Here is a 21,038-nt window from a genome sequence, read left to right as displayed (position 1 = left end):
GAATTTCCCGTAAGCCGATTTCAGGCAGGAACCCCATGATGGACGCCTTCGAACTTCCCCGTAACCTGGTCGAGTCCCTTCAACGTCGTGCTGCGCAGACCCCGGACCAGGTGGCTCTGCGCTTCCTCGCCGAGTCGGCCGAGCACAGCGTGGTGCTCAGTTACCGTGACCTGGACCAGCGCGCCCGGACCATCGCCGCCGCCTTGCAGGCCAAGGCGACGCTGGGCGATCGCGCAGTGTTGCTGTTCCCCAGCGGCCCGGACTACGTCGCAGCGTTCTTTGGGTGCCTGTACGCCGGGGTGATCGCGGTGCCGGCTTATCCGCCGGAGTCCACGCGCCGTCACCATCAGGAGCGCCTGCTGTCGATCATCGCCGATGCCGAACCGCGCCTGCTGCTGACCATCGCCAGCCTCGGCGATGGCCTGGCCCAGATCGACAACGCGCCGCCGGTGCTGAGTGTCGACACCCTCGATGCCGGCATCGCCGAGCGTTGGCTGGCCCCTGAGCTGCAGCCCGACGACATTGCCTTCCTGCAATACACTTCCGGCTCCACGGCGTTGCCCAAGGGCGTGCAAGTCAGCCACGGCAACCTGGTGGCCAACGAAGTGCTGATCCGCCGTGGCTTCGGTATCGACCTGAACCCCGACGACGTGATCGTCAGCTGGCTGCCGCTGTACCACGACATGGGCCTGATCGGTGGCCTGTTGCAACCGATCTTCAGTGGCGTACCGTGCGTATTGATGGCGCCGGCATACTTCCTCGGCCGGCCGTTGCGCTGGCTGGAAGCGATCAGCGAATACGGCGGCACCATCAGCGGCGGACCGGACTTCGCCTACCGCCTGTGCAGCGAGCGGGTCAGTGAATCCGCGCTGGAACGCCTGGACTTGAGCCGCTGGCGCGTGGCCTATTCCGGCTCCGAGCCGATTCGCCTCGACACACTGGAACGCTTCGCCGAGAAGTTCGCGAGCTGCGGTTTCACCCCGAACAATTTCTTCGCCTCCTACGGGCTGGCCGAGGCCACCCTGTTTGTCGCCGGTGGTCGCCGTGGCCAGGGCATCCCGGCGCTGCGTGTCGACGAGCAGGCCCTGGCCGCCAATCGCGCCGAGCCTGGGCAGGGCAGTGCAATCATGAGTTGCGGCACCAGCCAGCCGGAACACGCGGTGCTGATCGCCGACCCACAGACCTTGAGTGAACTGGCCGACAACTGCGTCGGCGAACTCTGGGCCACCGGGCCGAGCATCGCCCATGGCTATTGGCGCAACCCCGAGGCCACCGCGAGGACTTTCGTCCAACACGCCGGGCGTACGTGGCTGCGCACCGGTGACCTGGGCTTTATCCGAGACGGCGAGGTGTACATCACCGGGCGTCTCAAAGACCTGCTGATCGTGCGTGGCCACAACCTGTATCCCCAGGATATCGAGCAGACCATCGAGCGCGAAGTCGAGGTGGTGCGCAAGGGCCGCGTTGCGGCGTTCGCGGTGAATGACCAGGGCCTGGAAGGAATCGGCATCGCCGTGGAAATCAGCCGCAGCGTGCAGAAAATCCTGCCGCCCGACGCGCTGATCAAGGCGATCCGCCAAGCGGTGGCCGAGGCCTGTCAGCAAGCGCCGAGCGTGGTGGTGTTGCTCAATCCCGGCGCCTTGCCCAAGACCTCCAGCGGCAAAGTGCAGCGTGCCGCGTGTGCGTTGCGTCACGCCGATGGCAGCCTCGACAGCTATGCGCAGTTCCCCGACCTGCACGTGCAGGCAAGCGATGCGGCGTTGGAATCCGAGCTGCAAAGCCGGATCGCAGCGATCTGGTGTGAGCAATTGCAGGTGCCGAGCGTGGCCGCCGATGACCATTTCTTCCTGCTCGGCGGCAACTCCATCACCGCCACCCAGGTGGTCGCGCGGCTGCGTGAAACCCTTGGCCTGGAACTGAACCTGCGCCTGCTGTTCGAGGCGCCGACGCTGTCGGCGTTCGCCGCGAGCGTGGCGCAACTGCAACAGGACGGTGGCCTGGCCCAAGGCGCGATTGCTGCCTTGTCGCGCGAGGACGAACTGCCGCAATCGCTGGCACAGAACCGCCTGTGGATCACCTGGCAACTGGACCCGCAGAGCAGCGCCTACACCATCCCCGGTGGCTTGCGCCTGCGGGGCGAGTTGGACGCAGACGCGGTGCGCGTGAGCTTCCAGCAACTGATCCAGCGCCATGAGGCCTTGCGCACGCGTTTCTACGAACGCGATGGCCAGGCTTTCCAGCGCGTGGCTGCTCACGCCGATTTCGAGCTGCAAGTCATCGACCTCAGTGACCTGCCTGCCGCCGAGCGTGAGGCTCGCGCGCAACAGATCCGCGAGGACGAAGCCCGTACCCAGTTCGACCTGGAAAAAGGCCCGTTGCTGTGGGTAACCCTGGTGCGCCTGGACGATGAAGATCACCAATTGCTGGTCACCCTTCACCACATCATCGCCGACGGTTGGTCGCTGAATATTCTGCTCGACGAGTTCTCGCGCCTGTACGCCGCCGCCAGCCAGGGCCAGGCCCTGACTTTGCCGCCACTGACCCTGCAGTACGCCGACTACGGCAGCTGGCAGCGCCAATGGCTGGCCCAGGGCGAAGGCCAGCGGCAACTGGCGTACTGGAAAGCGCAGCTGGGCGAGGAGCATCCGCCCCTGAGCCTGGCCACCGATCGCCCACGTTCGGCGCAGCAACGCTACAGCGCCTCGCGCCACAGTGTGCGTTTGAGCGCCGGCCTCAGCGCAGCGATTCGCCAGACCGCCCAGGCCAATCAATCCACGCCGTTCATGGTGTTGCTCGCGGCGTTCCAGAGCCTGCTCTACCGCTACAGCGGCCAGCGCGATATCCGCATTGGCGTGCCGAATGCCAACCGTCCGCGCCAGGAAACCCAAGGCCTGATCGGCTTCTTCATCAACACCCTGGTGCTGCGCGCCGAGTTGGACGGGCGCCTGCCCTTCAGCCAACTGCTGGCCTCGACTCGCGAGACGGTATTAGGCGCGCAAGCGCATCAGGACTTGCCTTTCGAACAACTGCTGGAAGCCTTTCCGCAGGCGCGCGAACAAGGTCTGTTCCAGGTCATGTTCAACCACCAGCAACGCGACTTGAGCGCCTTGCGCCGCCTGCCCGGCATGCTCGCCGAGGAGCTGCCGTGGCACAGCCGCGAAGCCAAGTTCGACCTGCAACTGCACAGCGAAGAAGACCGTAATGGGCGCTTGAGCCTGTCCTTCGATTACGCCGATGAACTGTTCGAACACGCGACCCTCCAGCGCCTGGCCGAGCACTTTATCCAGCTGCTGCAAGCGGTCTGCGAGCAGCCGCAGCAAACCCTCGGCGACCTGCCGTTGAGGCTGCAGGACGAACAGCCCGCGTGGAGCACGGCACCGTGTGCGCCGGCCCGGCAGTGGCTGCCCGAGTTGCTCAACCAGCAGACCTCGGACCGCACCGCGCTGGTCTGGCAGGACGCTAGCCTGACCTTCGCCCAGTTGCACACCCAGGCCAACCGCCTGGCCCACTACCTGCGCGACAAAGGCGTCGGCCCCGACGTGTGCGTGGCCATCGCCGCCGAGCGTTCGCCGCAGCTGTTGATCGGCCTGCTGGCGATCATCAAGGCTGGCGGTGCCTATGTGCCGCTGGACCCGGACTACCCCGCCGACCGCCTGGCCTACATGCTCAAGGACAGCGGCGTACACCTGCTGCTGACCCAGACCCCATTGCTGGACCGCGTGCCGGCTGCGCCCGGCGTGTGCGTGATTGCCATGGACAGCCTGCACCTGGACAGCTGGCCGACCCAGCCACCGGGCCTGCACCTGGAGGGCGATAACCTCGCCTACGTGATCTACACCTCCGGCTCCACCGGCCAGCCCAAGGGCGTGGGCAATACCCATGCGGCCCTGGCCGAGCGCTTGCAGTGGATGCAGGCGACTTATCAACTCAATGACACCGATGTGCTGATGCAGAAGGCGCCGATCAGTTTCGACGTGTCGGTGTGGGAGTGCTTCTGGCCGCTGATCACCGGGTGCCGCCTGGTACTGGCCGGCCCTGGTGAGCATCGCGACCCGCATCGCATTGCGCAATTGGTGCAGGAGCACGGCGTAACCACGTTGCACTTTGTGCCGCCGCTGTTGCAGCTGTTTATCGATGAACCGCTGGCGGCCGAATGCACCAGCCTGCGTCGCCTGTTTTCCGGCGGCGAAGCCTTGCCCGCCGAGTTGCGCAACCGTGTGTTGGCACAGTTGCCGGCAGTGCAGTTGCACAACCGCTATGGCCCGACCGAGACCGCGATCAACGTCACCCACTGGCAGTGCACGGCCGCAGACGGCGAGCGCTCGCCGATTGGCCGGCCGCTGGGCAATGTGATCTGCCGCGTGCTGGACGAGCAGCTCAATCCGTTGCCGGCCGGTGTGCCGGGTGAGCTGTGCATCGGCGGCATCGGCCTGGCACGCGGGTATCTCGGACGCGCCGGGTTGACCGCTGAACGGTTTGTCGCCGATCCACTGGGCGAGGGCGGCACACGCTTGTATCGCACCGGTGACCGCGCGCGCTGGAGCGCCGACGGCGTGCTCGAATACCTGGGCCGCCTTGATCAGCAGGTCAAGCTGCGCGGCTTCCGTGTGGAGCCCGAAGAGATCGAAGCGCGCCTGCTGGCCCTGGACGGTATCGCCCAGGCCGTGGTGCTGGTGCGCGACGCGCAGTTGATCGGTTACTACACCGCCAGCACCGCGCTGGATGAACAGGACGTCAAGGCCGCGCTGGCCGCCGAACTGCCGGAGTACATGGTGCCCGCGCTGTTGATGCGCCTGGACGCCATGCCCCTGAGCCCCAGCGGCAAGCTCGACCGCCGTGCCTTGCCGGCACCGGTGTGGCAAACCCGCGAACATATCGAGCCCGAAACCGCGTTGCAGCAACAGATCGCGGCGATCTGGCGCGAGGTGCTCGGCGTGCCACGCCTGGGTCTGCGCGATGACTTTTTCGCCCTCGGCGGCCATTCGTTGCTGGCCACGCAAATCATCTCCCGGACCCGCCAGGCCTGCGACGTCGAGTTGCCGTTGCGCACGTTGTTCGAAGCCAGCGAGTTGGGCGCTTTTGCCGAGCAAGTGGCGCTGATCCAGGCCTCCGGCCAGCGCAACCAGCAGACGGCAATTGCCCAGGTCGACCGCAGCCAGAAGGTGCCGCTGTCCTATTCCCAGCAGCGCATGTGGTTCCTGTGGCAGATGGAACCGGACAGCCCGGCCTATAATGTCGGCGGCATGGCGCGCCTGCGTGGCGTGCTGGATGTGGGGCGATTCGAGGCGGCGTTGCAGGCCTTGGTCATGCGCCACGAAACCCTGCGCACGACCTTCCCGAGTGTCGATGGCGTGGCCTATCAGAAAGTCTCGGCGCAGACCGGCCTGCGCATGGACTGGCAGGATCTCTCGGCGCTGGACGCAACCGAGCGCCAGCAGCGCCTGCAGCAACGTGCCGATCAGGAGGCCCACACGCCGTTCAACCTGGAGACCGGGCCGTTGCTGCGCGCGTGCCTGGTCAAGGCGGGCGATCAGGAGCACTACCTGGTGCTGACCCTGCACCACATCGTCACCGAAGGCTGGGCCATGGACATCTTTGCCCGTGAACTCAGCGCCCTGTACGAAGCGTTTATCGATGAACGCCTGTCGCCGCTGCCGCCGTTGCCGGTGCAGTACCTGGACTACAGCGTGTGGCAACGCCAGTGGCTGGAAAGCGGCGAACGCCAGCGCCAACTGGACTACTGGACGGCGCAGCTGGGCAGCGAACACCCGCTGCTGGAACTGCCCGGTGATCGTCCGCGGCCACCGGTGCAAAGTCATCAGGGCGAGCTCTACCGCTTCGACCTGAGCGACGACTTGGCCGCCCGCGTGCGCGCGTTCAACGCCGAGCGCGGCCTGACGCTGTTCATGACCATGACCGCGACCCTGGCCGTGTTGCTCTACCGCTACAGCGGCCAGACCGACCTGCGCATCGGCGCCCCGGTGGCCAACCGGATTCGCCCGGAAAGCGAAGGCCTGATCGGTGCGTTCCTCAACACCCAGGTGCTGCGCTGCCAGCTCAATGGGCAGATGAATGTCGCTGAGCTGTTCGAGCAGGTGCGCCACACCGTGATCGAAGGCCAGTCCCACCAGGACCTGCCGTTCGATCATCTGGTCGAAGCCCTGCAACCGCCTCGCAGCGCGGCCTACAACCCGCTGTTCCAGGTGATGTGCAACGTGCAGCGCTGGGAGTTCCAGCAGAGCCGCCAACTCGCCGGCATGACTGTCGAGTACCTGGCCAACGATGCCCGCGCGACCAAGTTCGACCTCAACCTGGAAGTCACCGACCTCGACCATCGCCTGGGTTGCTGCCTGACCTACAGCACCGACCTGTTCGATGAACCGCGCATTGCGCGCATGGCCGAACATTGGCGCAACCTGCTTGAAGCCCTGATCGCAAATCCCGCGCAGCGCCTCAGCGAACTGCCGTTGCTGACCGCGGTTGAGCAACGAGCCTTGCAGGACAGCCTGGGCGTCGAGGCCGGTGAACATCGCCTCGACCAGTGCATTCATCAACTGTTCAGCCTACAGGCGGCCAAGCGTGCGGATGCCCCGGCGCTGACCTTTGCCGGCGTGACCCTCACCTATGCCGAACTCGACGCCCGCGCCAATCGCCTGGCCTGGATGCTGCGCGAGCGCGGCGTCGGCCCGCAGGTGCGGGTCGGCCTGGCGTTGCCGCGTTCGCTGGAAATGGTCATCGGCCTGCTGGCAATCCTCAAGGCGGGCGGCGCCTATGTGCCGCTCGACCCGGAATACCCGCTCGACCGCCTGCACTACATGATCGAAGACAGTGGCATCGGCCTGCTGCTCAGCGATGCGGCGATGTTCGCAGCGCTCGGCGAATTGCCGGCTACCGTGGCCTGCTGGTGCCTGGAAGATGACTTGCCGGTGCTGGCAAATTACCCGGCCGGCGAGCTGCCGTTCATTAGCCTGGCGCAGCACCAGGCGTACCTGATCTACACCTCCGGCTCCACCGGCAAGCCGAAAGGCGTGGTGGTCGCCCACGGTGAAATCGCCATGCACTGCCAGGCGGTGATCGAGCGCTTCGGCATGCGCCCGGATGACTGCGAGCTGCATTTCTATTCGATCAACTTCGACGCCGCCACCGAGCGCCTGCTGGTGCCGCTGCTCAGCGGCGCGCAGGTGGTGTTGCGTGCCCAGGGCCAGTGGGATGCGGAGGAAATCTGCGCGCTGATCCGCACCCATCGTATCAACATCCTCGGTTTCACCCCGAGTTATGGCAGCCAGTTGGCGCAATGGCTGGCGACCCAACACCAGACGCTGCCGGTGCGCATGTGCATCACCGGTGGCGAGGCCCTCACCGGCGAGCACCTGCAGCGCATCCGCGCAGCGTTCCAGCCCGACGTGTTTTTCAACGCCTATGGCCCGACCGAAACCGTGGTGATGCCGCTCGCCAGCCTGGCGCCGCAGCACGTGGAGGAGGGCGCGGCCAGCGTGCCGATCGGCAGCATTATCGGTGACCGCGTGGCCTACATTCTCGACGCCGACCTGGCGTTGGTGCCACAGGGTGCGACCGGCGAGTTGTACGTCGGCGGTGCCGGCCTGGCCCAGGGGTATCACGAGCGTCCAGGCATGACCGCCGAGCGGTTCGTCGCGGATCCGTTTGCGGCCAGCGGTGGGCGTCTGTATCGCACCGGCGACCTGGTTCGGCAACGCGCCGATGGCCTGGTGGAGTACCTCGGGCGCATCGACCATCAAGTGAAGATTCGTGGTTTCCGCATCGAGCTGGGCGAGATCGAAACCCGCCTGCTGGAACACGAAGCCGTGCGCGAAGCGGTGGTGCTGGCGCTGGATTCGCCGAGCGGCAAGCAACTGGTGGCGTACCTGGTCAGCGACGCCGACCAGGGCACCTTGCGTGACGCGCTGAAGGCGCACCTCAAGGCGCAGTTGCCGGACTACATGGTGCCCGCGCACCTGATCGTGCTGGACAGCATGCCGCTGACCGCCAATGGCAAACTCGACCGCCGCGCCTTGCCGCAACCCGACCCCGAGGCCAACCGCCAACAGTACGTGGCGCCGCGCAACGAGCTGGAACAGACCCTGGCCGCCATCTGGTGCGCGGTGTTGAACGTGCAACAGGTGGGCCTGGACGATAACTTCTTTGAACTGGGCGGCGACTCGATCCTGTCGATCCAGGTGGTCAGCCGCGCGCGGCAGGCCGGGATTCACTTCAGCCCGCGTGACCTGTTCCAGCACCAGACCGTGCAAACCCTGGCCGCCGTCGCCACGCGCTCCGAGCAGGTCATCGCCGAGCAGGGCGTGCTCACGGGGCCCTCGGGCCTGACACCGATCCAGCACTGGTTCTTCGATACGGACATTCCCAACCGGCAGCACTGGAACCAGGCCTTGCTGCTCAAACCGCTGCAACTGCTGGAACCCCATCGCCTTGAACAGGCGCTGCTGGCGGTGCTCGAACACCACGACGCCCTGCGCCTGAGTTTCACCCCGCGCGATGCGCAGTGGCACGCCGAACACCTGGCCGTGCCCGAAGGCGGCGTGCTGATGCAAGCGAAAGTGCGTGATATGGCGCAGTGCACCGCGCTGTTCACCGACACCCAACGCAGCCTCGATCTCGAACACGGGCCGCTGCTGCGGGCCTTGTTGGTGGATGGCCCGCAAGGCCAGCAACGCCTTTTGCTCGCGATCCATCACTTGGTGGTGGACGGCGTGTCGTGGCGCGTATTGCTGGAGGATTTGCAGACCGTTTACCGGCAACTGAGCGACGGCCAATCCGTCAACCTGCCGGCCAAGACCAGTGCCTTGCGTGACTGGGCCGCGCGCCTGCAGGCGTATGCCGGCAGCGAGTCGCTGCGCGAAGAGTTGCGCGTGTGGCAGGACCAGTTGGCGGGCCCAGCGGTGGCGTTGCCGGTCGCTCGCCCGCAAGGGTCGCTGCGCCACCGCGATGCCGACACCGTCAGCGTGCGCCTGGATGCCGAACACACCCGCCAATTGCTGCAACAAGCGCCGAGCGCCTACCGCACCCAGGTCAACGACCTGCTGCTGACGGCCCTGGCCCGCGTGGTGTGCCGCTGGAGTGGCCACGCTTCGGCGCTGATCCAACTCGAAGGGCATGGTCGCGAAGCGCTGTTCGACGACATCGACCTGACCCGCAGCGTCGGCTGGTTCACCAGTGCCTATCCATTGCGCCTGACCCCACAAGCCGGGCAGGGCGACTCGATCAAGGCGATCAAGGAGCAACTGCGCGGCGTGCCGCACAAGGGCCTCGGCTATGGCGTGCTGCGCTACCTGGCGGATGATCTGTGCAAGCGCAGCATGGCCGCGTTGCCGAGTGCCGCGATCACCTTCAACTACCTCGGCCAGTTCGACCAGAGCTTCGGCGCCGATGCGCTGTTCCATCCGCTGGACGAGTCCGCCGGCCTGGCCCATGACCCGGACGCGCCGCTGCCCAATGAGCTGAGCGTGGACAGCCAGGTCTACGGCGGTGAACTGGTGCTGCGCTGGACCTTCAGCCGTGAACGCCACGACCCGCAGACCCTCCAGGCGCTGGCTGATGCCTACCTGGCCGAACTGCAAGGCCTGGTTGCGCATTGCCTTGAGGACTGCGTGGGCGGGCTGACCCCGTCCGATTTCCCGCTGGCCCACCTGACCCAGTCGCAACTGGATGCGTTGCCCGTGCCGGCCAGTGCCATCGAAGACGTCTACCCGCTGACCCCGATGCAGGAGGGCCTGCTGCTGCACACGCTGCTGGAACCGGGCACCGGCCTCTACTACATGCAGGACCGCTACCGCATCAACAGCGCGCTCGACCCCGAGCGTTTCGCCCAGGCCTGGCAGGCGGTGATTGCCCGTCACGAAGCGTTGCGCGCGTCATTCTGCTGGAATGTCGGCGAAGACATGCTGCAAGTGATCCACAAACCCGGCAGCACGCCGATCGAGTATCTGGACTGGAGCACCGACCCGGAGAGCGAGCAGGAGCCGCGTCTGCAGGCGTTGCTCAAGCAGGAGCGCGAAGCCGGTTTCGATCTGCTCAACCAGGCGCCGTTCCACCTGCGCCTGATCCGTGTCGGCGAAGCGCGCTACTGGTTCATGATGAGCAACCACCACATCCTCATCGATGCCTGGTGTCGTTCGCTGCTGATGAATGACTTCTTTGAGCTCTACACGGCCCTCGGCGAAGGCCGCGAGGCGCAACTGGCTACGCCGCCGCGTTATCGCGACTACATCGCCTGGCTGCAACGCCAGAACCTGAACGCAGCGCGCCAGTGGTGGCAGCAGAACCTGCAGGGGTTCGAGCGCACCACGCCGATCCCGAGCGATCGGCCGTTCCTGCGTGAACATGCCGGTCACAGTGGCGGCATGGTGGTGGGCGACTGCTACACCCGCCTCGATGCCCGCGACGGCGCGCAGTTGCGCGAATTGGCCCAGGCCCATCAGCTCACCGTCAACACCTTCGCACAGGCAGCCTGGGCGTTGGTGCTGCGGCGCCTGAGCGGCGACCGCGACGTGCTGTTCGGCGTCACCGTGGCCGGGCGCCCCGTGGAAATGCCCGAGATGCAACGCACCGTCGGCCTGTTTATCAACAGCATCGCGCTGCGTGTGAAGCTGCCCGAGGACGGCCAGCGTTGCAGCGTGCGCGAGTGGTTGAACGGCCTGCTCGACAGCAATATGCAGCTGCGCGAGTACGAATACCTGCCGCTGGTGACTATTCAGGAACACAGCGAACTGCCCAAGGGCCAACCGCTGTTCGACAGCCTGTTCGTGTTCGAAAACGCTCCGGTGGAAGTCTCGGTGCTGGACCGTGCACAAAGCTTGAATGCCACCTCGGACTCCGGCCGCACCCACACCAACTTTCCGCTGACGGCGGTGTGTTATCCGGGGGATGACCTTGGTTTGCACCTGTCCTACGACCAGCGTTATTTCGATGAAACCACCGTGCAGGGCATGCTTGGCGAATTCAAGCGCCTGCTGCTGGCGCTGGTGCAGGGCTTCCATGGCGACATGGCCGACCTGCCGCTGATCGGCGAGCAGGAGCGCGAGTTCCTGGTAGACGGCTGCAACCAGAGCGAACACGCCTATCCACTGGAGAGCAGCTACATCGAGTTGTTCGAGGCGCAGGTGGCCGCGCATCCGCAGCGGATTGCCGCCAGCTGCCTCGACCAGCAGTGGACCTATGACGAGTTGAACCGGCGCAGTAACGGCCTCGGCCACGCGTTGATCGCGGCGGGTGTGGGCCTGGATCAACCGGTGGCGTTGCTGGCTGAGCGCAACCTGGACCTGCTGGGCATGATCATCGGCAGCTTCAAGGCCGGCGCCGGTTACCTGCCGCTGGACCCGGGGCTGCCCAGCCAGCGCCTGAGCCGCATCATCGACCTGAGCCGCACGCCGTTGCTGGTGTGCACCGAGGCGTGCCGCGAGCAGGCCATCGAACTGCTGCAGGGCTTTGATTGCCAACTGCTGGTGTGGGAAGAAGTGCCTGGCCGTGGTGCCAATCCCGGTATCTACAGCGCAGCGGACAACCTCGCCTACGTGATCTACACCTCGGGCTCCACCGGCCTGCCCAAAGGCGTGATGGTCGAACAGCGCGGCATGCTCAACAACCAGTTGAGCAAGGTGCCGTACCTGGACCTCGGGCCGGCGGATGTGATCGCCCAGACTGCCTCGCAAAGTTTCGATATTTCCGTGTGGCAGTTCCTTGCCGCGCCGCTGTTCGGCGCGCGGGTGGACATCGTGCCGAACACCATTGCCCACGATCCGCAAGGCTTGCTGGCGCATGTACAGGCCCAGGGCATTACCGTGCTGGAAAGCGTGCCGTCGCTGATCCAGGGCATGCTGGCCCAGGAGCGCATGAGCCTGGACGGCCTGCGCTGGATGCTGCCGACCGGCGAAGCGATGCCGCCGGAACTCGCGCACCAGTGGCTGCAGCGATACCCGCAGATTGGCCTGGTGAACGCCTACGGGCCGGCGGAGTGCTCGGACGATGTGGCGTTCTTCCGCGTCGATGTGGCGTCGACCCGTGGCACTTACCTGCCGATCGGTACACCGACCGACAACAACCGCCTGTACCTGCTCGATGGCGCGCTGGAGTTGGTGCCGCGAGGTGCAGTCGGCGAGCTGTGCGTGGCCGGTACCGGTGTGGGCCGCGGTTATGTCAGCGATCCGCTGCGCACCGCCCAGGTGTTTGTGCCGAACCCGTTCGGCGCGCCGGGCGAGCGCCTGTACCGCACTGGCGACCTCGCGCGTCGGCGCAGTGATGGCGTGCTGGAATACGTCGGGCGTATCGACCATCAGGTGAAGATTCGCGGTTACCGCATCGAACTGGGTGAAATCGAAGCGCGCCTGCACGAGCAGCCGTACGTGCGTGATGCCGCCGTGGGCGTGCAGGAAGGCGTCAACGGCAAGCATCTGGTCGGCTACCTGGTGGCGGCCGATGAAGCGCTGAGTTCAAGCGAACGCCTGGACCGCATCAAGCAACGCCTGCGCGCCGAACTGCCGGAATACATGGTGCCGTTGCACTGGTTATGGCTCGAGCGCCTGCCGCTCAACGCCAACGGCAAGCTCGACCGCAAGGCCCTGCCGGCACTCGAAATCGGCCAGTTGCACAGCCAGGACTACCTGGCGCCACGCAACGCACTGGAGACCACCCTGGCCGCCATCTGGGCCGAGGTACTGAAAGTCGAGCGGGTGGGCGTGCAGGACAACTTCTTCGAGCTGGGCGGACACTCGTTGCTGGCCACGCAGATTGCCTCGCGCGTGCAGAAGTCCCTGCAACGCGATGTACCGCTGCGAGCCATGTTCGAGTGCAGCACGGTAGCGGAGCTGGCCGAGTACATTGATGGGCTGGCGGCGAACGAGATCAGCGCGGAGAAAGTGGATCGGTTGAGTGATTTGATGGCGGAGCTGGAGGGGCTTTGATCGTTGTGGTCTGCCAGGGCCTCAGCGCCGGCAAGCCGGCTCCTACGGGAGTTGGCTTGCCGGCGATGAGGTCAGGCCAGGCGTTGCTTACTTTGGCCCCAGAATCTTCACCAACTTCTCCGGCGACGGCGCCCCTTGCTGTTGCTGCAATTGGCCCTTGTCATCCAGGTAGAAAATCGCCGGCGTTGCCGACAGTTCCAGCTCATCCATCAACTTCATGTTGGCGTCGAGCTTGGCTTCGATAGTCGCCGGGATCTTGGCCAGCGCCTGCAACTTGCTGGCTTTGCCGGCGGCTTCGTGTTCTTCCAGGGCTTTTTGCGGGTCCTTGGCGGCGAACAGTGCGGCGGATTTGCCTGGGCTGTCTTCGCGGATGATGCCGACCATGATGTGGCGCAACTGCACCTTGCCGGCTTTCACCCATGGCCGCGCCTGTTCCCAGAACATGTTGCAGTACGGACAGTTGGGGTCGCTGAACAGGTAGACGGTGCGCGGCGCGTTTTTGTCGCCGTCCTGGATCCAGCTGCTGTTTTCCATCTTGGCCCAGACTGCCTTGGCCATCGGCGCGTATACCAGTTTTTCCAGGGGCGCGCTGCTCAGGTCATTGCCTTGGGCGTCGTACAGGTTGCCGGCGATTACGCTCTTGCCGTCGGCGGTCAGGTACAGCGCCATGCCGCGATTCTGGTATTGCGCGGCGTAGCCGGTGAGGCCACTGGGCGCATCGAACTTGCCGAGGATCTTGGCGCCCTTGGCCTCGATCTGCTTGATCGGTGCCGGCCAGTCTTCGGCCTGGGCCAGGGTGGCTGTCGCGCTGAGTGACAGGAAGGTCAGCGGCAGCAGGGTCAGCAGGTGGCGGAGGCGGGGCATGTCGGTTTCCTTATGGCGGCAGGTTCGGTGTCGAAGGGTTCCATGGCACGGGCCAGGCTGGCCTGGGACAACTCGCCCAGGTGGCTGTTGATCAGGCGTCCGTCAGCCCGGTAGAACAACGTGGTCGGCAGTGCCATGGAGCCCACGGCCTGGCCGAGGCGGCCGCTGGCGTCGAAGAGTACGTTGTCGAGGGTCAGGCCCTGGGTAGCGAGGAAGGTGCTGACGCTCTGCATGCTTTCAGCCTGGTTGACGAACAGGAAGGTCACGTCCGGGCGTTGGTGTTGCGCGCGTTCCAGCACCGGCATTTCCCGCCGGCACGGTGGGCACCAGGTGGCCCACAGGTTGATCACCAGCGGGCCGCCCTTGTAGTCGGCCAGTTGCACCACCTCGCCATTGGCATTGCGCAGGGTGATGTCCGGCAGTTGCGTGCCTTTGTCGTACAGGCTCAGGGACAGGGTGGCCATGCCCCAGAACAGCAGGCCGGTGATCACCCCGGCGCTCAGCGGCTTGCGCAGGGCCGGGCGACGCCAGCCGTAGGCCAGTGCGCCGAGCACCAGTGCGACCACGCCAGGCCAGGCGAGGAAACCGCCGTCGCGCAGGTCGACCATCTGCAGCCAGTCGTTGCTGTAGTCACTCCAGTACATCAGCACAAAGCTGATGCGGGCCACCAGCATGCCCAGCAGGAACAGGCTGAACAGCACCGATTCCGGGTTTTCACCGCCACGCTTGGCCACGCGCCAACCCACCAGGGTGGCGAGAATCAGCGCGCCGATCAACAGGATGTGATTCAGGGCGATGGCGAAGGTGCCGATGGTCAGGGTCAGCATCAGAGGGCGTCCCGGGTCTGGGTCCAGCGTTGCAGGAAAGTGGCGGCGTCCACTTCGCCAGTGATGCGTTGGGCACGGCGCTCCTCACCATCGGGGCCGATCCAGACAAAGCTCGGCGGCCCCGGCACTTTGTAGCGGCCGAGCAACGCGCGGCTGGCGGCGTTGTCGGCGGTGACGTCCAGGCGCAGCAGGCGGACATCCTTAAGGGCGGCCATGACCTCGGGTTTGCCGAACACCTGTTTTTCCATGACTTTGCACGACACGCACCAGTCGGCGTAGTAGTCCACCAGCACCCATTGGCCCTGGGCCTTGGCGCTGTCGAGCTGGCTTTGCAGCACGGCTGGATCGTTGATGGTCATGAAGGCGTCGTGGGCGTCCGTTGCGGTGGCGACTCGCGAACCGCTGTAGACCTTCAATGGCTGGAACAGGTCATCGCTGCCACCGGCTGCGCCCACCACCAGCACCGCGCCCCACAGGCCGAGCACCAGCGAACCGGCACCGAACACCTTGGCAGCCAGGCCGTACTCGCGGGCCAGGGTCCAGCCGCAGTAAGCCATCACCAAGGCCAGTGCGCCCCACAGGCCGATCCACAGGCTGTCGTCGACCACCGGGCGAATCATCAGCACCGCGGTGCCCAGGAACAGGAAGCCGAAGACGCCCTTGAGCACGTTCATCCAGGTGCCCGGCTTGGGCAGGAAGCGGTTGCCCACGGTCACCAGCAGCAACAGCGGAATGCCGATGCCGATGCCCATGGCGAACAGGATCAAGCCCCCGTGCACGGCATTGCCGCTCTGGGCGATGTACAGCAGGGCGCCGGCCAGGGGCGCAGTCATGCAGGGCCCCACCAACAGGCCCGACAGCGCGCCGAGAACCCCGGCGCCCAGCAGGCTGCCACCGCTTTGCTGGCGGCTGACGTTGTCGAGGCGGTCACGCAGGAAGGCCGGCAGTTGCAGTTCGAAGAAGCCGAACATCGGCAGCGCGAGGATCACGAACAGCGCGGCGAAACTGCCGAGGATCCACGGTGTTTGCAGCAGTGCGGCAAGGTTGGCGCCGAGCAGGGCGGCCAACACGCCGAGCGCGGCATACACCAGGGCCATGCACACCACATAGCTGCTGGCCAGGGCAAAGCCGCGACGCGGGCTGGCGCCACTGCCCACCACCAGGCCGGCGAGGATCGGCAGCATCGGTAACGAACAGGGGGCAAACGCGAGCAGCAGCCCGAGGCCAAAGAACACCAGCAGGCTCCAACCGAGGCTGCGTTGCTGCAGGCCGCTGGCCAGGCTCTGGTCCTGCGCCTCGGCGGTAGCGGCAACGGCGGGGTTGCCGCCCAGGTCTACAGTGATCGATTGCGGTGGGTAGCACAGGCCGGCATCGGCGCAGCCTTGCCAGCCGAGCTTGACCTGGCCGGTGGCGCCGGCGGGGATCTTCACTTCCAGGCCCTGGCGATACACCTCCTGCTCGCCGAAGAACTCATCGCTATGGGCCTCGCCCTGCGGCAGCACTGGCTGTTCGGCCAGGCCATCGAATTTCATGCGCTGCTTGTACAGGTAGTACCCGTCGGCAATCTGCCAGTAAAGCTGGGTCTCACCGGATTCCAGGCGCTCGGAGGTAAAGGTGAACGCTTTGCCCACCGGCAGGAAGTCGGGTTTGGTCTCGAACGGGTTGCCCGGCGCGGCCTGGGCGAATCCCGCGAACAACACCAGCAGAAAGGTAAACAGATGCCGCATGGTCAAGCCTTAGTTCGATGCAAGTAGGCACACAATGTGTGGCGTTGATTAACCGATGATTAACCGGGCGCTATTCTAAAGTGAAGGGGATGACTGAGCGCGCCTCTTTTCACGGCATAATCGGCGCTTAATCCGCGACACCTTTAATCCTCCCCATCTTTCATGAAGGGTTCACCATGCACGTACTGGTCTGTGAAGACGACAAGCTGATCGCCAGCGGCATCGTCGCCGGCCTTGGCGCCCAGGGCTTTACCGTCGAGCACGTGGCCACGGCGGCGGCGGCGCGGGCGATGCTCAAGGCGGCCACGTTCGACATCATGGTGCTCGACCTCGGCCTGCCCGACGAAGATGGCCTCAAGCTGTTGCAGCAGCAGCGCAGCCAGGGCCTCGAAATCCCGGTGCTGATCCTCACCGCGCGAGATTCGGTGACCAATCGTGTCGACGGCCTGCAAGCCGGGGCCGACGACTATTTGCTCAAGCCATTCGACCTGCGTGAACTCGCCGCCCGCCTGCAGACCCTGCTGCGGCGCGTGGCGGGGCGCAGCGTCAACCTGATCGAGCACGGCCGCCTGGCCTATGACCCCAGCAGCCGCGAGACCTTCCTCGGCGGCCAGCCGGTCGACCTGTCGCGCCGCGAGCAGGCGCTGCTGCAGGCCCTGCTGCATAACAAGGGCCGGGTGCTGTCCAGCGAACAGCTCAAGGACAGCGTCTACGGCTTCAACGACGAACTGGAAAGCAACGCCCTCAACGTGCATATCCACCACCTGCGGCGCAAATTGGGCAATGGCATCGTCGAAACCGTGCGTGGCCTGGGCTACCGCCTCGGGCCGGCGGACGGGGGAGAGGACGTGTCGTGAAAAGCCTGCGCCTGCGCCTGACCTTCAAGTTGGGCGCCGCTTTTGTGCTTATCTGGGCCCTGGCAGCGGCCTGGATGCTCAACGACCTGCGCAACCAGATGATGTTTTCCCTCGACCAGCGCCTGGTGGCGTCCGCGCGCATGGTAGCGGGGCTGACCGAGCAAATGCCGGGGCTGGCGAGTGTCAGCGGCGGCGCGCATTTCAGCGCCGAACAACTGCATGTGCCGGGCGGCATGGCCTGCCAGGTCAGCTCCCTGCGCGGCGAAATCCTCGCGCGCAGCCATACCACCCCGGAAGAGGGCCTGGAGTCGCGCAAGAGCGGCTTCCGCGACCAGGTGGTTGACGGTGTGGGCTGGCGCAGTTTTACCCTGTCGCGTGGCGACCTGCTGATCACCACCGCCGACCGCCAGGTGGAGCGCGAGGCGCTGAACCTGTCGATCCTGCTGGCCGCTTCGGTGCCGGTCGGCGTGGCGATGCTGGGTTGCCTGTGCCTGTTGTGGCTAGGCATCGGCCAGAGCCTGTTGCCGCTCAATCGCATGCGTGACGCGCTGATGCGCCGCAGCGCCGATTCCCTCGAGCCGCTGCAGATTCACCCGTTGCCCAGCGAGCTCAAGCCGCTGCTCGATACGCAGAACCAACTGCTGCAGCGCATCGCCAAGACCATCGAGCGCGAACGCCGCCTGACCGGCGATGCGGCCCACGAGTTGCGTAGCCCACTGACCGCGATCAAGACCCACCTGCAAGTCGCGCGCATGACCGAGGGCGCGGCGCGCGACCAGTCGCTGGCCCACGCCGAGGAAGGCGCCGACCGCCTGCACCGGACCCTGGAGCAATTGCTGCTACTGGCGCGGGTAGAGGGCAGCCTGTCATTCGACGACGGCTTGCAGTCCAGCGCCGAGGAAGTCGCGCGGCTGGCGATCGAGGATGCGAACGCCGGCGACAACCAGCGCATCGACCTGGTCCTGGCAGACACCCTCACCAGCGCTCCGGTGGAAATGCCGGTGGGCCTGGCCGTCGCGGCCCTGCGCAACCTGCTGGACAACGCCTTGCGCCACACCCCGGCCGACACCCGGGTAGAGCTGAATGTGTTCAACGCTGGCGATCAGGTGGTGTTCCGCGTGCGTGACCACGGCACGCAGATTTCCGCCGAGGACCTGCAGTACCTTACCCAACGCTTCTGGCGCAATGGCAACAGCGAAGGCTGTGGCCTGGGCCTGGCGATCGTGCAGGCCATCGTGCAGCGGTGTTCCTGCTCATTGACATTCGACAGCCAGGCCGATGGCCTGCGCGTCGACCTGGGCATGCCGTTGCGACGCTGATCCGTTTTCTCATGTGCCAAATAGTTACCGCCCTGCTGAAGATCAACCCTTCAGGATGGCGGTAATTTTTTTGCGCTTGAACGGGCCGAAAGACTCGGCCTGTACTGAAAAGGACAGTTCTTATGTTGGTCATCGATACCAGTTTCCCTGCCCGGGACTTCAACGAACGCAGCGGCGAGCCCGTGCGTCAGGTGGTCCTGCACTACACCGCGGCGCCTTTCGCCTCGTCCTTGCGGACCCTGACGCAGAACGGGGTCAGCGCTCACTATCTGCTGCCCGACCCCGATGAGCCCGGCTACCGCGCCGCCGGGTATGAAGAGTTGCGCGTCTTTCGCCTGGTGGGCGAGGACCTGCGTGCGTGGCATGCCGGGGCCAGCCATTGGGGCGGGCGTGACAACCTCAACAGCCGGGCGATCGGCATCGAGATCGTCAATCTGGCGCGCGACGATGGCGGGGTGTTTACCTTTCCCGCGTACAGCCAGGCGCAGGTGGAGGTGCTCATCGCCCTGATGCGCGACATCCTGGGGCGCCATCCGCAGATCGGCCCGGCCGACGTGCTGGGGCACTCGGACGTGGCCTACTGGCGCAAGAGTGACCCGGGGCCGCGCCTGCCGTGGCGCACGTTGTTCGAGGCGGGAGTGGGCGCGTGGTTTGACGAGTCGACGCGGGCCATGTACCAGCGCCGGTTTCGCCTGGGGTTGCCGCCTGAAGTGGAGGTGGAGCGGGCGTTCCAGCGCTATGGCTATAAACCGGCGCAGAATCGCCAGATGTTCGAGTGGCGCACGCGCGCCTTCCAGATGCACTTTCGCCCGCGGGATTACGGCGGGTGCCTGGATGCGGAGACCTGCGCGATTTTGTATGCGCTGAACGAAAAATACCTCGGGTTGTGACGCCGGGCGCGAGGCTCATCCATCCGTTAACCGTCACTGTCCCCTAAATCCTCTTCTCGCTGGTGCGTTTCCAGAACAGGAAATCCGTGCGCATGCCCTTGGGCCAGACGCCAACGGATCGGCAGTTTGGTCACCATCATCAGCGTATTGAGGGATCGAGAGATGTCAGTCGCTATCAGCCGTATCGAAGATGCCCCGGTGCAAGCCAGCCCGGCGCCCGCGGAAACGCTCTACCAGTTCGACGAAACCCCGCTGCTGGCTCGACAGCGCCAGCAGGAATCCAACGCGCGCAGTTACCCGCGGCGCATTCCCCTGGCGCTCAAGCGCGCCAAGGGTATCTACGTGGAAGACGTGGAAGGCCGCAGCTTCATCGACTGCCTGGCCGGCGCCGGCACCCTGGCGCTGGGGCATAACCACCCGGTGGTGATCGAAGCCATCCAGCAGGTGCTCAGTGACGAACTGCCCCTGCACACCCTGGACCTGACCACGCCGGTCAAGGACCAGTTCGTGCAGGACCTGTTCGGCCTGTTGCCGACCGCGCTGGCGCGCGAAGCCAAGATCCAGTTCTGCGGCCCGACCGGCACCGACGCGGTGGAAGCCGCGTTGAAGCTGGTGCGCACCGCCACCGGGCGCAGCACGGTGTTGTCGTTCCAGGGCGGCTACCACGGCATGAGCCAGGGCGCGTTGAGCCTGATGGGCAGCCTGGGGCCGAAGAAACCCTTGGGCGCCTTGCTCGGCAATGGCGTGCAATTCCTGCCGTACCCCTACGACTACCGTTGCCCGTTCGGGCTCGGCGGCACCGAGGGTGTGCGGGTCAACCTGCATTACCTGGAGAACCTGCTCAATGACCCGGAAGCCGGGGTGTTGCTGCCGGCGGCGGTGATCGTCGAGGTGGTGCAGGGCGAGGGCGGCGTGATCCCGGCCGATCTCGACTGGCTGCGCGGTTTGCGGCGGATCACCGAGCAGGCCGGCGTGGCGTTGATCGTGGATGAAATCCAGAGCGGTTTTGGCCGTACCGGCAAGATGTTTGCCTTTGAACACGCCGGCATCATTCCCGACGTGGTGGTGATGTCCAAGGCCATCGGCGGCAGCCTGCCGTTGGCGGTGGTGGTGTATCGCGACTGGCTCGACACCTGGTTGCCGGGTGCGCATGCCGGGACCTTCCGTGGCAATCAGATGGCCATGGCGGCGGGCTCGGCGGTGATGCGCTACCTCAAGGAACACGACCTGGCTGGCCACGCGGCCGCCATGGGCGAACGCCTCGGTGAACACCTGAGAATCCTGCAGCGTGAATTCCCGCACCTTGGCGACATTCGCGGGCGTGGGTTGATGCTCGGCGTGGAATTGGTCGACCCCGAGGGCACCCTGGATATCCAGGGCCATCCACCGGTGCATCGCCAATTGGCGCCGCTGGTGCAGCGTGAATGCCTCAAGCGCGGCCTGATCCTGGAACTCGGCGGCCGGCATGGCAGCGTGGTGCGCTTCCTGCCGCCGCTGGTGATCACCGCCGCCGAAGTCGACCGAGTGGCCGAGATCTTCGGGCGCGCCCTGGCCGCAGCGGTGGCCAGCCTCTAATTTTTTTACGCTTTGGTACGTTTCTACAGATATCAGCGCTGCGCGTG

Annotated in this window: 8 protein-coding genes; 5 read left to right on the top strand and 3 right to left on the bottom strand. The window is 65.6% G+C overall.

Annotation, left to right across the window (positions count from 1 at the left end; all coding sequences use genetic code 11):
- Nucleotides 1–35: 35 nt before the first annotated feature.
- Nucleotides 36–12,932 carry a non-ribosomal peptide synthetase gene (locus BBG20_RS12055; protein ID WP_065903490.1) on the top strand — a complete coding sequence of 4,299 codons (12,897 nt, stop codon included), beginning with the start codon at nucleotides 36–38 and terminating at the stop codon, nucleotides 12,930–12,932.
- 87 nt (nucleotides 12,933–13,019) lie between these two features.
- Here BBG20_RS12055 and dsbG read toward each other — a convergent pair whose 3' ends face one another.
- The 3 genes from dsbG to dsbD are packed head-to-tail and all read right to left on the bottom strand — an operon-like array spanning nucleotide 13,020 to nucleotide 16,350.
- Nucleotides 13,020–13,796 carry a thiol:disulfide interchange protein DsbG gene (dsbG, locus tag BBG20_RS12050; RefSeq protein ID WP_065903488.1) on the bottom strand — a complete coding sequence of 259 codons (777 nt, stop codon included), beginning with the start codon at nucleotides 13,794–13,796 and terminating at the stop codon, nucleotides 13,020–13,022.
- The gene (locus BBG20_RS12045) at nucleotides 13,772–14,623 is read right to left on the bottom strand and encodes a prolipoprotein diacylglyceryl transferase family protein (RefSeq protein WP_065903485.1); all 852 of its coding nucleotides are present in this window, start codon (nucleotides 14,621–14,623) and stop codon (nucleotides 13,772–13,774) included. Before BBG20_RS12045 ends, dsbG begins: the two co-directional genes overlap by 25 nt.
- On the bottom strand, nucleotides 14,623–16,350 hold the full coding sequence (gene dsbD / locus BBG20_RS12040; protein WP_065903483.1) for a protein-disulfide reductase DsbD: 1,728 nt from the start codon (nucleotides 16,348–16,350) through the stop codon (nucleotides 14,623–14,625). Before dsbD ends, BBG20_RS12045 begins: the two co-directional genes overlap by 1 nt.
- A gap of 176 nt (nucleotides 16,351–16,526) precedes the next feature.
- On the opposite strand from dsbD, the gene BBG20_RS12035 reads away from it, so the two are divergent.
- From BBG20_RS12035 to BBG20_RS12020, 4 genes are all read left to right on the top strand, one after another.
- Nucleotides 16,527–17,207 carry a response regulator gene (locus BBG20_RS12035; protein ID WP_065903475.1) on the top strand — a complete coding sequence of 227 codons (681 nt, stop codon included), beginning with the start codon at nucleotides 16,527–16,529 and terminating at the stop codon, nucleotides 17,205–17,207.
- Nucleotides 17,204–18,526 carry an ATP-binding protein gene (locus BBG20_RS12030; protein ID WP_065903466.1) on the top strand — a complete coding sequence of 441 codons (1,323 nt, stop codon included), beginning with the start codon at nucleotides 17,204–17,206 and terminating at the stop codon, nucleotides 18,524–18,526. Before BBG20_RS12035 ends, BBG20_RS12030 begins: the two co-directional genes overlap by 4 nt.
- A 122-nt stretch (nucleotides 18,527–18,648) precedes the next feature.
- The gene (locus tag BBG20_RS12025) at nucleotides 18,649–19,416 is read left to right on the top strand and encodes an N-acetylmuramoyl-L-alanine amidase (protein WP_065903464.1); all 768 of its coding nucleotides are present in this window, start codon (nucleotides 18,649–18,651) and stop codon (nucleotides 19,414–19,416) included.
- Between the two features lie 162 nt (nucleotides 19,417–19,578).
- The gene (locus BBG20_RS12020; protein WP_065903461.1) at nucleotides 19,579–20,991 is read left to right on the top strand and encodes an aspartate aminotransferase family protein; all 1,413 of its coding nucleotides are present in this window, start codon (nucleotides 19,579–19,581) and stop codon (nucleotides 20,989–20,991) included.
- Nucleotides 20,992–21,038 lie beyond the last annotated feature (47 nt).

The sequence above is a fragment of the Pseudomonas aylmerensis genome (genome assembly GCF_001702265.1).
GTDB classification, from domain to species: domain Bacteria; phylum Pseudomonadota; class Gammaproteobacteria; order Pseudomonadales; family Pseudomonadaceae; genus Aquipseudomonas; species Aquipseudomonas aylmerensis.
This window is presented reverse-complemented; position numbering and strand designations above follow the sequence as displayed.